Annotated in this window: 13 protein-coding genes and 1 riboswitch; of the genes, 7 read left to right on the top strand and 6 right to left on the bottom strand. The window is 69.2% G+C overall.

Annotated elements, in window-relative coordinates:
* Positions 1–58 precede the first annotated feature (58 nt).
* On the top strand, positions 59–307 hold the full coding sequence (locus FO044_RS02690; protein ID WP_132993129.1) for a DUF2530 domain-containing protein: 249 nt from the start codon (positions 59–61) through the stop codon (positions 305–307).
* 21 nt (positions 308–328) lie between these two features.
* Here the strand turns inward: FO044_RS02690 and FO044_RS02685 are convergent, their stop codons facing one another.
* The 4 genes from FO044_RS02685 to FO044_RS02670 form a co-directional block, all read right to left on the bottom strand.
* Complete coding sequence (locus FO044_RS02685; protein ID WP_132993128.1) at positions 329–937, bottom strand: phosphatase PAP2 family protein; 609 nt, start codon at positions 935–937, stop codon at positions 329–331.
* An 11-nt stretch (positions 938–948) separates the two neighbouring features.
* On the bottom strand, positions 949–2,088 hold the full coding sequence (locus tag FO044_RS02680) for an acyl-CoA dehydrogenase family protein (RefSeq protein WP_132993127.1): 1,140 nt from the start codon (positions 2,086–2,088) through the stop codon (positions 949–951).
* Positions 2,089–2,168: 80 nt separating this feature from the next.
* Positions 2,169–4,961: a sacsin N-terminal ATP-binding-like domain-containing protein gene (locus FO044_RS02675; RefSeq protein ID WP_132993126.1), complete on the bottom strand. Its 2,793-nt coding sequence runs from the start codon at positions 4,959–4,961 to the stop codon at positions 2,169–2,171.
* A complete protein-coding gene (locus FO044_RS02670; RefSeq protein WP_132993125.1) occupies positions 4,942–5,850 on the bottom strand; it encodes a DUF3027 domain-containing protein in 909 nt (302 codons plus the stop codon). Before FO044_RS02670 ends, FO044_RS02675 begins: the two co-directional genes overlap by 20 nt.
* 89 nt (positions 5,851–5,939) lie before the next feature.
* Between FO044_RS02670 and FO044_RS02665 the strand changes: the two genes are divergently transcribed.
* Both FO044_RS02665 and FO044_RS02660 read left to right on the top strand, forming a co-directional pair.
* Entirely contained in the window at positions 5,940–7,802 is a 1,863-nt protein-coding gene (locus FO044_RS02665; protein WP_132993124.1) for an MFS transporter, read from the top strand.
* Positions 7,803–7,857: 55 nt separating this feature from the next.
* Entirely contained in the window at positions 7,858–8,448 is a 591-nt protein-coding gene (locus FO044_RS02660) for a DUF2771 family protein (protein ID WP_143965301.1), read from the top strand.
* Between the two features lie 440 nt (positions 8,449–8,888).
* Here the strand turns inward: FO044_RS02660 and FO044_RS15210 are convergent, their stop codons facing one another.
* On the bottom strand, positions 8,889–9,308 hold the full coding sequence (locus tag FO044_RS15210) for a cold-shock protein (protein ID WP_132993123.1): 420 nt from the start codon (positions 9,306–9,308) through the stop codon (positions 8,889–8,891).
* 119 nt (positions 9,309–9,427) lie between these two features.
* Between FO044_RS15210 and FO044_RS02650 the strand changes: the two genes are divergently transcribed.
* The 3 genes from FO044_RS02650 (at position 9,428) to FO044_RS02640 (ending at position 11,292) form a co-directional block, all read left to right on the top strand.
* A complete protein-coding gene (locus FO044_RS02650) occupies positions 9,428–9,637 on the top strand; it encodes a hypothetical protein (protein WP_132993122.1) in 210 nt (69 codons plus the stop codon).
* Positions 9,637–10,185 carry a flavin reductase family protein gene (locus FO044_RS02645; RefSeq protein WP_132993121.1) on the top strand — a complete coding sequence of 183 codons (549 nt, stop codon included), beginning with the start codon at positions 9,637–9,639 and terminating at the stop codon, positions 10,183–10,185. The genes FO044_RS02650 and FO044_RS02645 overlap by 1 nt, the downstream gene beginning before the upstream one ends.
* Positions 10,186–10,449: 264 nt before the next feature.
* A riboswitch (cyclic di-AMP (ydaO/yuaA leader) is annotated at positions 10,450–10,634 on the top strand.
* Between the two features lie 7 nt (positions 10,635–10,641).
* On the top strand, positions 10,642–11,292 hold the full coding sequence (locus tag FO044_RS02640) for a transglycosylase family protein (RefSeq protein WP_132993120.1): 651 nt from the start codon (positions 10,642–10,644) through the stop codon (positions 11,290–11,292).
* A 140-nt stretch (positions 11,293–11,432) separates the two neighbouring features.
* Here the strand turns inward: FO044_RS02640 and FO044_RS02635 are convergent, their stop codons facing one another.
* Positions 11,433–11,618, bottom strand: coding sequence for a hypothetical protein (locus tag FO044_RS02635; RefSeq protein WP_412917615.1), 186 nt, complete (start codon positions 11,616–11,618; stop codon positions 11,433–11,435).
* Positions 11,619–11,690: 72 nt separating this feature from the next.
* Between FO044_RS02635 and FO044_RS02630 the strand changes: the two genes are divergently transcribed.
* Positions 11,691–14,027 (top strand): helicase-associated domain-containing protein, encoded by a 2,337-nt coding sequence (locus FO044_RS02630; protein ID WP_132993118.1) that lies wholly within the window; start codon positions 11,691–11,693, stop codon positions 14,025–14,027.
* Positions 14,028–14,102: the final 75 nt, after the last annotated feature.

The following is a 14,102-nucleotide window of genomic DNA, read 5'->3' as shown; positions in this document are numbered from 1 at the left end:
CAGTGCAGTCTCACAACGCGGGGTCTACGACCCACGGGAGGAAAGCTACCCTGTAAACGTGCCCGACGAGACATCGATCCCAGAGCTTCCCGCGCGACTGCGCGCACCGGAACCGGTCATCGTGGTCGGGATGGTCGCCTGGCTGGTGGCGACGCTGGCCGTGTGGATCGGCGATCTCGGTGGCGACCACGCCCTCGCCATCTGTCTGGTCGGACTCGGTGTCGGCGTGGCAGGCACGGCTATCGTGCTCGCACAGCGGGGGGCCGTCCGTCGTGGTTCACGTGGTGCTCAGGAGGGGCTCGACTGATCCCGTCCCCGGGATGGGCAGCTATCTGGCCCGGCTCGCCGGGTCCGAGCGCAGCGTCTTCGGTTTCGGAGCCTCCCGAGCCGCCTGACGCCGTTTGGCGCCCCGTACGTGCACCAGGACGCACACCGCGACCCAGAAGAGGCCGATCAACCAGCCTGCCAGCACATCGCTCGTCCAGTGCACACCCAGGTACACGCGGCTGAATCCGATGAGCAGCACCAGAACCGGACCGATGAGCAGCCATGCTGCGCGCTCGCGCACTCGCGGGTAGATCCGGTGCAGGATGATCACGGTGAGCCCGAGAACGACTGTGCTGAGCATCGCGTGCCCCGACGGGAAAGCATGCCCACCGACGACGATCAGCCGATCCTCCACCGGTGGCCGGTCCCGCGCGAACATCAGCTTCAGCAGCTGCATGAGCAGGTAGCCGGTCACCGAGCCGAACACGATGAGGGCCGCGAAGTCGATGCGTCCCGCGAGCCAGGCGAGGACGAACACTCCGATCACCACGATCGTCAACGGCAACGTGTCCCCGAACGCCGTGGTCAGCTGCATGAGCGACGTCCACGACTCATGCCGACCGGAGACGATCGAATCGGTGATCTCGTGATCGAACCCGAACGGCTGCATCCCGCGTCTTCCTACTTCGCGAGTGCCCGGCCGATGACCAGCCGCTGGATCTGGTTGGTGCCCTCGAAGATCTGCATGATCTTGGCTTCCCGCATCAAGCGCTCCACGCGGAAGTCCCGGGTGTAGCCGTTCCCGCCGAGGACCTGGACGGCGTCGGTGGTGACCTTCATCGCGGCGTCCGTAGCCACCAGTTTCGCGGTGGCAGCGGCGCGCGAGTACGCCAGACCCGCGTCACGGCGTCGTGCCGCGTCGAGGTAGGTGGCGCGCGCCGAGTCGACGGCGGCCGACATGTCGGCGAGCAGGAACGACAGCCCCTGATGGTCGATGATCCTGTGACCGAAGGTCTCGCGTTCCTTGGCGTACTCGACGGCGGCGTCGAGTGCGGACTGGGCGAGGCCGGTCGCGCACGCGGCGATGCCGAGCCGTCCGGCATCGAGTGCCGAGAAGGCGATCTGCAGCCCCTGCCCTTGCGCACCGATCAGCCGGTCGGCGTCGACGAACGCGCCGTCGTACGACGCCGAGGTGGTCGGCACCGCGTGCAGTCCCATCTTCTCCTCGGGCCTGCCGAACTCGAGCCGCTCGGTGTCCCGCGGGACCAGCAGGCACGAGATGCCCTTGGAACCGGATCCGGTACGAACGAACACGTTGTACACATCGGCGATGCCGCCGTGGGTGATCCACGACTTGGTGCCGGTCACGCGGTAACCGCCGTCCGTCTCGTCCGCGCGGCACCGGATGGCCGCGGCATCCGACCCGGCCTGCGGTTCGGACAGGCTGTAGGCGCCGACCAGTCGGCCGTTCAGCAGATCCGGCAGCCAGCGCTGCTTCTGATCGTCGCTCCCGAAGGCGAACAACGGCATGCAGGCCAGACCGTGCACGCTGACCGCGACGGCGACCGACGCCCACCGAGCGGCGAGCTCCTCGAGGACCTGCAGGTACACCTCGTACGGCTGATCACCGCCGTCGTATTCCTCCGGGTACGTCAGTCCGAGGAGCCCGGCTCGGCCCAGCTCGGCGAACACGCCTTCCGGATACGTCTCGGCCTTCTCGTGCTGATCGGCGATCGGAGAGAGGAGCCGGTCACCGACGTCTCGGGTCAGCTCGATCAGGTGACGAGCCTCGTCGGATGGCAGGAGTCGATCGACCGGCATCGGTCACCCTCTTCTGTGATCGGCGATATTCGGTTCAACCGTACCCAGTCTCATCTCCACCAGTCTCATCTCCACCGGTCTCATCTCGCCCGGTCTCGTCTGGCCCCGCGTTCGACGTGAACGCTTCCGGCCTCGTCCACCCAGTACGGCACGCGCACCTCGCGCTCGGTGTCGTCATCGGAATCGCCGTCGTCCCCGATGGCGACCGCGACGACCAGCCGATCGTGGAACAGCACGCGTCCGGTCAGCGGGCGTCCCGTGGTGACGCCGAACTCCACCGCCTCCGGCGAATCGGCGTCGACGGGCTCGCCCCCTCCGACGACGACCGCGCGGCACACCTCGCTCGCGACGTCGGCGTCGAGCAGGTCGGCGATCTCGCGGGCCGCGACCGCCTCGACCACGGGACCGGCGAGCACTGCGCGGTCGGCCGGCACCGCCGCGATCCACCACGGCCGGTCGAGAACGACCGGAACGTCGGTCACCGTGCCCGCGAGCGTCCGGACACCTGCAGGCGGCGCGATGGCGGCCACATCCACGACGCCGGTGCGGCAGGCCACGGCCAGCGCGGCGTGGGCACGAGCAGCGACCCCGGCCGAGATGCGCCGTGCGGGGTCGGCCAGCGCGTCGAGCCAGAACTGTGCGTCGTCGGTGTCGTCGGGTGCGGCCGCGACGAGCAACGGTGCGACCGCATCGGCGACGGCAGGCTCGGCCAGCTCGGCGGGCACCGGCGCGAACATCTCGTCCGGCGAATCCCGGTCGGCCCGCAGATTCCGCAGGGCGATCCCGTCGATCTCGGCGAACCGCCGCAGCCACCAGTGGGTGTATCCGGTGCTCAGCAGGTTCTCGGTGCGCGGATCCTCGGTGAGGAGCACGAGGGCGTCCACCCACTTGTCCGGATCCACCAGATCGAGGTCGCGCACCGCGTCGACGCGATCGGGCGGAACGTCGAAGGCGTCCCACCACTCGTCCTCATCGGGCAGATCGTGATCGGGCCCGGTCGCCACGTCGTCGTGGACGACGCCGAATCCCCAGCCAGCGCCCAGCGCCCGCACCGCAGCGGAGCCGTATCGCTCGATGACCGCGGGATCGAGGGTGCCGAAGGGCGAATCGGCGATCAGCACGGTCCGGACCGGGGCGTCCGGCAGGAGCAGCTCGTCGGCCGGCCAATCGTCGCCGTCGGTGGCGGGCAGTTCGAGCCGGCCGAGGTGGGCGGGAACCGTGTCGAGGTCGCCCAGCGAGATCAGGCGCAGCACGGTATCGGCCAGGTCCCGGTGGTCGTCGGCGTTGTCGACGGCCGCCTGGAGTGCGGGATCGGCGAGGATGTCGGCGATGCTCCGGTGCTCGAGTCCGAGACGGTCGAGCAGCGGATCGTAGGCATCCGGCTCGACGATCGGCATCCAGTCCGGTGCGACCGCGTCACCGCTTCCGGCGGAGAGCCCGTCCAGGACGAACACTCCGCGCGCACCGCGATGGGTGCGCCCGTCGGTGCGCGGCACAGGCAGGGCTCCCAGCTCGGCGGCATCGTCCGCCGTGTGCACGCGGTCGGCCAACGCGGCGTACAGATCGCGCCACCAGCCGGGTTCACGCTGCACTCCGGACAGGTGATCCGCCAGGTCGGCGAGACCGAGTTCACGAGCACCGAGCCGGACTAGGGCAGCCGATGCCGGCCGATGCGAGACGTCGGGGCGCGCCAGCGGCTCCAGTACCTCGCCGAGGACCGTGCCGAGCGCCTCGGTGAGTCCAGGGAGAACCCACGCACGATCCGGCGCCAACGCATCTCCGACCACGGTCGGCACCCACCTGGCAGCGGCCAGCTCGCCCATGATCGCCGCGCGAAGCTGCCCGTCCACCCGTCCGGCCGTGAGGGCGGGCGACGGGATCAGCAGATGCTTCTGCTCGTCGGGGACCAACTCGACGAGCTGCGTGTATCCCGCTGCTGCCGCCGCGATGTCGGCGTCCGGGTGCACGTCTCGCCGGTCCGGGGTCAGTGGCAGATCGGCGATGACGCGGGCGGGCAGGGTCAGTTCGACGCCGGTCGGCGTCGGGCTCCGCAGCACGTCGCGCTCCACGGGAACGATCGCGCCGTCCACTGCCTGCACCATCCACACGGTGCGCTCGGTGCGGGCGGCATACCAGCTCTGGACGGTGCGGCCGTCGCAGACGATCTGAATCTGATCGCCGTCGATCCGGCGCGTGAAAGTGCTCTCTCCGAGATCGATCCGTTCCAGCGCCGGAAGTTCCAGCAGAAGGTCCGGGATCTGGTCGGCGAAGTCGGTGTACAACGACGTCGCGCGATCGCCCGCGTCCACCGCCACCTCGGTCGCGAACCCGTCCGGTGACACGGCACTGCTCGGCCACGCGAGCCGTTGCGCGGGCACATCGCCCGGCCCCGTCTCCTCGGCAGTCCGTTCCCGGCTGAACTCGATGGCCCCGGTCGTCGACGCGACCACGACGCGGTCGGCGAAGGCCGTCGCACGGAAGCCGACGCCGAAGCGGCCGACCGTGGTCGCCGCTGCGACGTCCGGATGCGACTTGGGTGACACTCGAAGCGCGGTGAGAGACTCCACACCATCACGGGTCAGCGGGGCGCCGGTGTTCGCGAAACGCAGCACGGTTCCGTCGAGTGAAACCGCGAGCCGCCCCGATACCGAGGCCGCCGCCGCAGCGTCGGCCGCGTTCGCAGCGAGCTCGGTCAGCAGCCTGCCGCGGTAGCCGATCTCGGAGAGTTCACGCTCGGCGGCGGCGTCCTCGGCCATCCGCGTCGGCGAGGCGCGCCACGACTGCAGCGTCGCGTCGCGCAATGCCGCGGTGCCGAAAGGGTCAGCCGCGTCAGCCGGATCGGTGGCGAAGGTGTCAGCTCCGCGCCGGACCATCGGATCCGGCGGTCTCGGTCCCCTGCTCGTCGGACCTGGTCATGTCCGGGCTGGTCGTGTCCGGGCTGGTCGTGTCCGGGCTGGTCTTGTGCGGGCTGTTCTTGTCCGGGCCGGCGTTGTTCGGGCCGGTTCGGGACGTGACCGTCTTGGCGACGATCTCGACGGCGCCATCGTCGAAGGCGTCGTAGGCCGGGCTGCCCGCACCCTTCGGCGCCTTGACGTCCGAGTGCGCACCGCAGCCGTACTCGACGGAGACTGCGCGGCCGTCGGCCGCGAGTTCGTTTGCGCACACACCGAACGCGCTGCGCAGCGCGCCGGCAATCGGCAGGTAGAAACCGCAGGTCCCACAGTTGCGGCGGGCGTTGCGCGCCATCGTCGACCCCGGTCCGAAATCGCCGTCGTACCAGCGCTGCGCCGCATCGGCGCGACCGTCGAGCGACAGGAGACGCCTGCGTCCGAGGCCGATCTCGCTCGCCACCTGGCCCACCTGGTCGCGGTCGATGGGGTCGACGTCCTCGGTGTCCACGTGCCCGGGAACGAGGCGTGGATCGTCTTCCGGGGCGGCGAGCAAGTCGCTCGGTCCCAGGTCGCCGGGCTCCACTCGCTGGACCCACGGCACCCAGTTCGGAGCAAGGAGCGCCCCGCCTCCCGGGAGGAGGACGGTCTCGCTGACCGTCACCTCCGACGAGTCGGGAGCGCCCGCCACCACGACGCACCACTGCCATCCGCGGTAACCGGGAAGCTCGGCATCGAAGTAGTGGGCAGCCGCGTATTCGCCCTCCGCGCGCGCATCGGTATGCGCGCCCGGGTGCTCGCCCTCGGCGACCAGGGCTGCGCGGGCGAATTCGACTGCATCGGTCAGTCGAGGGGTCTCGTAAGCAACACTCACCTGTCCAGTGTGCAATAGGCGGGTGCGCCGACGCACGTCCGGCACATCCCGTCCCACTCCTGTCGGGTGAATGAGGAACAATTGACGGTGTGAACTTCCGTGGATCCCGTGACGGCCGCACTGCCGGCGGCCGACCTCACCCTCAGCAGGGGCCGGGACACGAGGCGGAGCCGAAGGCCCGAGCTCCTCGTCGCCCCGCACCACACCCCGGCCATGCGAACTATCCAGCGAATCAGGATGCCGAGCGGCGCTCGCCTCGCGTATCGACGCGGCCGTTCGAGTCCCCCGATCCGCCCGGCACCGACCGGCCGGCCAGCGGCGCTTACCTTCCGCCGCGGACGCACAACCCGCATCTCGGACCGTTGCCCCCGAACCGGGATCCGTCCGACGCCGCCACCGAGACGATCGATCCGAGCACCGGAAAGCGGCGCGGCGCCGAGTTCGTCCCGCCGAAGAAGGTCACCGTCGTCCGGGTGATGGCACGCCGCTCCAAGTACTTCACCGAGCGCGGCGTGCACCTGGTCCACCGCGCCGCGACCGCCGACGGCGCCGACCGCTCGGGCCTGACGGCGCTCACGATGCCGGTGGTCGCGAACACCACCGTCGACGCGGCGATGGCCGTCGCCCTTGCGAACACGTTGTTCTTCGCCGCCGCCACCGCCGAGTCGAAGACGAGCGTCGGCCTGTATCTGGCATTGACCATCGCTCCGTTCGCCTTCCTCGCACCGCTCATCGGCCCGGCCCTGGACAAGCTCCAGCACGGCAGGCGCATGGCGATGGCCGCCACGTTCGTGCTCCGAGCCGTCCTCGGACTGCTGATCATCGTGAACTCGTCGTGGGACGCGCAGGCCGAACAGCTGAACTACAAGCCGTGGGTCCTGTACCCGTGCGCGCTCGGCCTGATGGTGCTGTCGAAATCGTTCGGCGTGCTCAAGTCCGCGGTCGCACCACGCGTTCTCCCACCATCCATCGACTTGGTGCGCGTCAACTCGCGTCTGACGACGTTCGGCCTGTTGGGTGGCACGATCGTCGGCGGCGCGATCGCCGCCCTGCTCGAGATGGTGCTCGCCAAGGCACTGCCCTTCCACGTGCCCGGCGCATTGCTGTGGCTGTGCATCACCGCGCTGGTCGGCGGATACTTCTGCATGAAGATCCCGGCGTGGGTCGAGGTGACCGAGGGCGAGGTCCCGACGACCATCACCTACCGCGGAAACCCCGACGCGGAGCGGGGTGCATCGGAGTCGGCTGGCGGATTCTCCCGCACCCTGGCGGCCAAGATGCGTCAACCGCTCGGCCGAACCGTGGTCACCGGTTTGTGGGGCAACGGCACCATCCGCATCCTCACCGGGTTCCTGACCCTGTACATCGCCTTCTACGCGAAGGCGCAGGACAGTTCGGGCTGGGAGCAGATGCTGATGCTCGGCGCAGTCGGCGCTGCCGCCGGTGTCGGCAACGCCCTCGGCAACGGCGTCGGAACCCGACTCGAGTTGAAGCATCCGACGAAATTCATCGTCATGGCCACCGGAGCGACCTTCGCGGCGAGTGTCCTGGCGGCGGTCTTCGGATCGCTGCTGCTCGTGGTCGTCGCCGGTTTCGTCGGATCGGCCACCAGCGCGGTCGCCAAGGTCTGCATGGATTCGAGCATCCAGGACGACCTGCCCGAGGAGTCGCGCGCCTCAGCGTTCGGCCGGTCGGAGACGGTCCTGCAGCTGTGCTGGGTGATCGGTGCCAGCCTCGGCGTGCTCCTGCCGACCACCATCTGGATCGGATTCACCGTGGTGGCCGTCCTCACCGGCATCGGCTTCGTGCAGACCGTGCTGACGAGTCGCGGGGCCACGATGGTCCCGGGATTCGGTGGCCGCCGACCGGACCATGCCGAGCCCACCGTGCCGTTCCAGGTTCCGCCGATGCACACGCCGAGCGACGCGCCGACCCGACGCACCACCCGCTGAGTCGCGGGCGTACCCCGATCCCCGAGAGATTCACCCGACCGACAGGAAGAACCACGTGCTGCAACCCGGAGACAAGAAGGCTCTGACGATCCTCACCGCTGTGGTGGTCGCCGCACTCGTCATCATCGTCGGAGCCACGGCGCTGGTGGTGCGGGGCCATGAGGAATCACTGCCGACGATCTCCGTTCAGGCCGACGACACGCTCACCCAGGTGGAGCCCGGCTACTGGTGCGAGGTCGACATGACCGACTGCGAACCGGTCGACCCGCGATCCGTGCGGCAGGTGCCGGAGAACCTCGCCACCAGTCCGGCCCCGATCGGCTCGACGGTGCTCGTCACCGTCCCGCAGGACGTGGCGGCCGGACCGTGGACGTCGGTCGCCCAGTACGCGACGCCACAGGGCGTGGTCCGGGTGTTCGACGTGCACCGTCCGGACGAGCTGTACACGATGGAGTTGCGCAGCGAACCGAACCGCGTGCTGCTCGGCATCGAGTTCTCGTCGCTGTCGACCGTCCTGCAGGACGCGCCGCAGGGCTTCGACTCCCCCGACTGGTCCGTCCTCGCCCGCGGCGTCTTCGCCGTCAACACGGTGCCGGACGGGTTCGAGGTGCGCAATCCCAACCTGCTTCCCGACGAGCGGGCGTAGCGCTCGCACACGGGGTGAGCCGCTCCGCGTCCCTCGATGGTTGAGCGGAGCACGCCGCCTCGATGGTTGAGCGGAGCATGCCCTCTCGATGGTTGAGCGGGCACACCCCTCGATGGTTGAGCCGCGACCGAGGCGCCAGCCGAGGACGCGAGTCGAAACCCCCATTCGCGGACAGGGCGGGCGTGGCTTCGACTCGCTACGCTCGCTCAACCAGCGAGAAGGACCGGCCCGCTCGATCAGAACCTCCCGCTCAACGCGGAGAACCGCATCACTCGATGGTTGAGCCGCGACCGAGGCGCCAGCCGAGGACGCGTGTCGAAACCCCCGTTCGCGGACAGGGCGGGCGTGGCTTCGACTCGCTACGCTCGCTCAACCAGCGAGGAGAACGAGCCTCCCGATCAGCCAAAGGGGAGAACAGACCCGCTCGAGAGGGAGCGGACCTAGCGGTCCAGCTCCCGCGTGACCCCGCGGACCACTTCGGAGATGCGCTGAGCGGTCTTGCGGTCGGGGTAGCGGCCGTTGCGCAGGCCCGGCTGGACCGTGCCCTCGAGGAGGGTGATGAGGTCGGCGACCATTCCGTGCAGCTCGTCCGGGCTCATCCGCTTGGCGTCACGCCTGGCCGCGTCTCGGTTCCGGGTGTTCTTGACGACGCTGGGCGCCGGTTCGAGGACTGTGACGCGCAGGGCCTGCGGTCCGCGACGGCCGGCGGCCATGTCGAACTCGACCCGCTGGCCCGCCTTGAGCTCGGAGACGTCGGCAGTCAGCGCAGACGAACGGACGTACACATCGTCGCCTTCTTCCTGCGACAGGAACCCGAAGCCCTTTTCGGCGTCGTACCACTTCACGCGGCCGCTTGGCACAGCACTCACCCTAACTCGGTCATCGACTGCCACAGATAAGCGAAAGCGCCATGCTCGTCGGCAGTGGAGAGCGAAGGCGCACTGCGGTCGATTCTACCGCCTCAACTACCGTGGACCGTATGCAGACCCAGAAGTCCTCAGTCCTGTTGCCGACCGCGGTCGTGCTGTTCGGGATCGGACTGATCGCGGCTCTCCTCCTCATTGTTCCGCCGATCCGGAACAGCGGGACCGCAACGGTCACCGTCCTCTACATCCTGTCGCTGGGCGCGCCGATCGGCTTCCTGCTCGGGCTGGTGTTCGCACTGCTCTCCGGGCGGCGGAGCAAGTAGTGGCCACCACCGATCGCACCGCCGAAAGCACCTCGGCGCAGGCTGACCTGCATCCGGCGTCCGACGAGTCCGAACTCAAGCGCGCATACAGCTGTTTCCCGACCGGCGTCGTCGCCGTGTGCCGCCGGACCGTCGACGGTGACGACCTCGGGATGTCGGCGAGTTCGTTCGCGACCGTCTCGCTCGATCCGCCCCTCGTGTCGGTGTGCGTGCGCAACGGGTCGTCGACGTGGCCGGCCCTCGAGGATGCCGACCGACTGGGAGTGAGTGTCTTCGCCCACCGGCAGGCGGACATCTGCCGGCAGCTCGCAGGCCCCACCGAGTCACGATTCGATGACGTTGCGCGAGTCGCATCGGCGTCGGGAGCGGTCTTCCTCGCTCAGGCAGCCGCCCATCTGGAGTGCTCGGTCGTTCAGCAGATACCGGCGGGTGATCACCGTGTGGTACTTCTCCGGATTCATGCACTGGGCAGCGATCCGACGGTCGAACCTCTGGTGTTTCACGCGTCGACGTTCCGTGCATTGGAGGCTCGGCGCGAGCTGGAGTGAGCTTTTCGGTGGCATGAGTCTCAGTATCGATGTGATCTTTATCACGTAACAGTGCGATAACGAACAAGACACGAGCCGGGTGTCAGTCCCGTGAACTGCACTGACACGAGACCGTGCCCGAATCGTCGTACTCGTCGGTAGATGTGCAACATTTCGACTCACGTGATCCCGAGGGCACTGACCCGTAGTGTTCAGGACGGTCATCCAACCAGGTGATCGCCAATCCGAATATCCCCACGCGACCGCGCCAAGCCTCGCTCCGCCGCACGGGGACCGCAAGACAGAGATTCAGGAGCGAGGACGGGGGACCCACCATCTCCCTGTGAGACCCGGCAGTCGAGAGATCGATCGCCTTGGGGTTAAGTCTGCGACCAATCCAGGTCGGCCAGACCGGGCACCTCTCGCCCGAACCCGACAGCTCACCCCGTAGGCGCGTGGAGAGAGGAAACGAACACTATGACCGGACGTCACGCCAAGCAGACGACGACCAACACCAAGACTTTCGCCAAGATCGCCATGACGTCCGCCGTCCTCGGCGGCCTCGGCGGCGGCGCAGCCCTCCTGGGCAACGGCCAGGCTTCGGCAGCCACCGACGCCGAGTGGAACGCAGTCGCGCAGTGCGAGTCCGGCGGCGACTGGAGCATCAACACCGGCAACGGCTACCAGGGCGGCCTGCAGTTCTCGTCGAGCACCTGGTCGGCCCACGGCGGCGACCAGTACGCTCCGTCCGCTGACCAGGCGACCCGCGAGCAGCAGATCGCCGTGGCTGAGCGCGTCCTGGCCAACCAGGGCAAGGGCGCATGGCCCGTCTGCGGCACCGGACTCTCCGGCGCCACCGAGCGCAGCGCTCCGAGCGCCACCCCGCAGAACGACGATGCGCAGGAGCAGGCTCCGCAGCAGCAGGGTGAGAAGAAGTTCGACCTCAGCGAGGCCGAAGACGCGAAGAACAGCGACGACGTCAAGACTCAGGTCGGCGAGGCCCTCGATGACGCGGGTGTCTCCCCCGAGGTCAAGGGCGCATGGGACGCAGCCAAGAACTCCGGCTACGACCTGACCCCGGACCAGGTCAAGATGTTCAACGAGAACAAGGGTCTCGTGAGCTTCTGATCGTCCCCAGACGAAGAAGAACCCCACTCCTGCGCGGAGTGGGGTTCTTCTTTGTCTGGACGAGTTCGTCCGAACGTCGGATCGACAGGTGCTGAGCCGCCGACCCGGTCGACAGACGGACGCTCAGCAGGAATGCGGAGCTAGCGGTTGACGACCGTCTTCGAGTGCACGTACGGCAGGTCGTCGGCAGGCAGCGGAAACTGCGTGTCGCCGAACGGCGAGAGTGCGCCCGACAGGTGTGCGAGGAGCTCGGTCACGGCGTGCTCGTCGCCAGCCTCTTCGGGCCAGCCGTTGTCCACGTATGCATTCTTCTTAGCCACATCCATCATTCTGCCATGAGTCCCGGTCGGCGGCCTACAGACCCGGCGTTCACGGCACCGGTCGGTAAGGTGGATCGAATGAGTCCGGACCACCCGCTGCGCAGCTCGGCCGACGCGTTGGCGAGCCGCTCCGATGAACAGCTCGTCGCTTTACTGGTCCGCCGCCCCGACCTCGCGTCCCCACCGCCTCGGGGCACCGGGGTGCTGGCGCAGCGCGCCATGTCCGCGTCGTCGGTCTCACTGGCGGGCGAAGGCCTCGACCTTCTCAGTGTCGCGATCCTCGAGGCGTTCCTCGACGCGGCCGCCGGATCCTTCCACCACGATCTACTCGGGCCGGTGAGCCGCGATGCGATCGTCTCGCGGCTCGGTCGGCGCGCGCTGCGGACCGAGGTGGACGCGCGCCTGACCGACCTCGCCGATCTCGCGCTCATCTGGCCGGACGGCAGCAGTACTGGCAAGAAGCCGTCGAGCTGGGTCGCCGGTGTGCACCTTCCCGCCGCGCTGCCGTGGCGAGCGTTCCACCTTCTCGGCCCGCTCGCGCGCGTCGACGCGGCCGACATCAGCGATCGCATCGATGCCCTCGACGATCGGCCGCGCGAACTCCTGACCACTCTGTCGCGCGGGCCTGCGCTCGGCCGCAGCCGCGACGCCGCGCCCGACGCGGATCCGCAGGCCCCGGTCCCCCGGCTGCTCGACGTAGGTCTCCTGGCCCGCGTCGACGAGCAGACTGTGGAACTGCCCCCGCAGGTGGGACAGATCCTCCGGTCCGAACCCCCGCTGGTGTCCGTACGTCTGCGCGAGCCGTCGCCGACAGACGCTGCGGCAACGCCGCGTTTCGGGAACACCTCTCTTGACGCAGCGGGGGCCGGCGAGGCCCTGGAGCTGCTCCGCCACAGCGGCGAGATCCTGGACGCTCTCGGCGAGGCCCCGGCCGCCGTCCTCCGCGCGGGCGGGATGGGCGTGCGCGAATTGCGCAGGCTCGCCAAGACCACCGGTCTGCAGGTCACACGTGTCGGTCTGATCGTGGAGCTGCTGGCGGCATGCAAGCTGATCGGTGCAGGCATCCCCGAGTCGGTCGACGTCCTCGCCGGCGACGAGGTGTTCGCGCCGACCGGCACGTCGGACGGCTGGATCCGACACGATCCGGAGCGCCGGTGGGCGTCCCTCGCGACGGCATGGCTCGACCTGCCCCGTCGCCCGTGGCAGATCGGCGAGACCGACCGCGACGGCGCCGTCATCGGCGCCTTGGCCGCCGAATCGTTCGACGCCTCCGCCCCGGTCGGGCGGCGGACCGTTCTGGCGCCGCTCACCGAACTCGACGACGCCTCCCCGGTGACCACCGAGTCCCTGACCGCGCTCCTCGGCTGGCGCCATCCGCGGCAGCTGCGCCGGCTCACCTCCCGCACGGTCGGCGAGACGTTGCGCGAGGCGACCGAGCTGGGGCTGGTGGCCCACGGCAGTCTCACCAGGGTCGGGCGTGCGCTGCTGACTCGCGATCCCGACGACGAGGAGACCACCGCCGATCTCCTCACCGCCATGGACGCGGCACTTCCCGAACCGATCGACTACTTCCTCGTGCAGGCCGACTTCACCGTCACCGTTCCCGGTCCGCTCACGCCGAACCTCGCCGAGCGCCTCACGCTGGTCGCCGATCTGGAGTCCGGTGGCGCCGCATCCGTGTACCGCGTCACCGAGAGCAGCGTCCGCCGAGCCCTCGACGCAGGGAGCACCGCGTCCGAACTGGCCGCACTGTTCAGCGAGCATTCGAAGACGCCGGTCCCCCAATCGCTGACGTACCTGATCGACGACGTGGCCCGGCGTCACGGGCAGCTGCGGGTCGGCGTCGCGTCGTCGTTCATCCGCTGCGACGACGCTGCGATGCTGACCGGCGTGATGCGCAGCGATGCTGCGCACGACCTGTCCTTGCGAGCGCTCGCCCCGACGGTGGCCGTCTCCCCTGCACCGCTGCGCGACGTGATCGACCGGCTCCGCGCCTCCGGATTCACCCCGGCGGGAGAGGACTCGACGGGCGCCCTCGTCGACCTGCGCAGCCGTGGGGCACGCGTGGCCGCGCGCGGATCGGGCTCTCCCCGCGCACACCGTCGCGGCCGGATCGGCCCCGGCCAGGCGTCTACGGTCGTCGCCCGCATGCGGACCGCCGATCGCGCTGACGGTCCGGTCTCGTCCACGGCCGCCTCAAGCGGCGCCGGTGAGACCACGTCCGCCCTCATCCAGCTCGCTCTGCAGACCGGACGCCGGCTGCGCATCGGTTACGTCGACGCGCAGGGCGGCGCCAGCAGGCACGTGGTGCGGGCCCGATCGATGGCTGCCGGTCAGCTCGTCGCCGATGAGGAGGCGGGCGAGGAGCACATCCGATTCGCGCTGCACCGGATCACTCGCGTCGAGTTGCTCTGATCTTCGGGCCGCCTGTGCTGTGATAGCCGGGCACGCCCGCATGACCAGCACGTACGAGGCGCACCGCCGGGTCGC

This window comes from Gordonia zhaorongruii, assembly GCF_007559005.1.
GTDB lineage: Bacteria > Actinomycetota > Actinomycetes > Mycobacteriales > Mycobacteriaceae > Gordonia > Gordonia zhaorongruii.
This window is presented reverse-complemented; position numbering and strand designations above follow the sequence as displayed.

Bases quoted from the DNA above. Each gene is read 5' to 3' on its own strand.
- FO044_RS02685 (WP_132993128.1), bottom strand. From the start codon at position 937: ATGCAGCCGTTCGGGTTCGATCACGAGATCACCGATTCGATCGTCTCC.
- FO044_RS02680 (WP_132993127.1), bottom strand. From the start codon at position 2,088: ATGCCGGTCGATCGACTCCTGCCATCCGACGAGGCTCGTCACCTGATC.
- FO044_RS02675 (WP_132993126.1), bottom strand. From the start codon at position 4,961: ATGGTCCGGCGCGGAGCTGACACCTTCGCCACCGATCCGGCTGACGCG.
- FO044_RS02650 (WP_132993122.1), top strand. From the start codon at position 9,428: ATGCAGACCCAGAAGTCCTCAGTCCTGTTGCCGACCGCGGTCGTGCTG.
- FO044_RS02640 (WP_132993120.1), top strand. From the start codon at position 10,642: ATGACCGGACGTCACGCCAAGCAGACGACGACCAACACCAAGACTTTC.
- FO044_RS02635 (WP_412917615.1), bottom strand. From the start codon at position 11,618: ATGGATGTGGCTAAGAAGAATGCATACGTGGACAACGGCTGGCCCGAA.
- FO044_RS02630 (WP_132993118.1), top strand. From the start codon at position 11,691: ATGAGTCCGGACCACCCGCTGCGCAGCTCGGCCGACGCGTTGGCGAGC.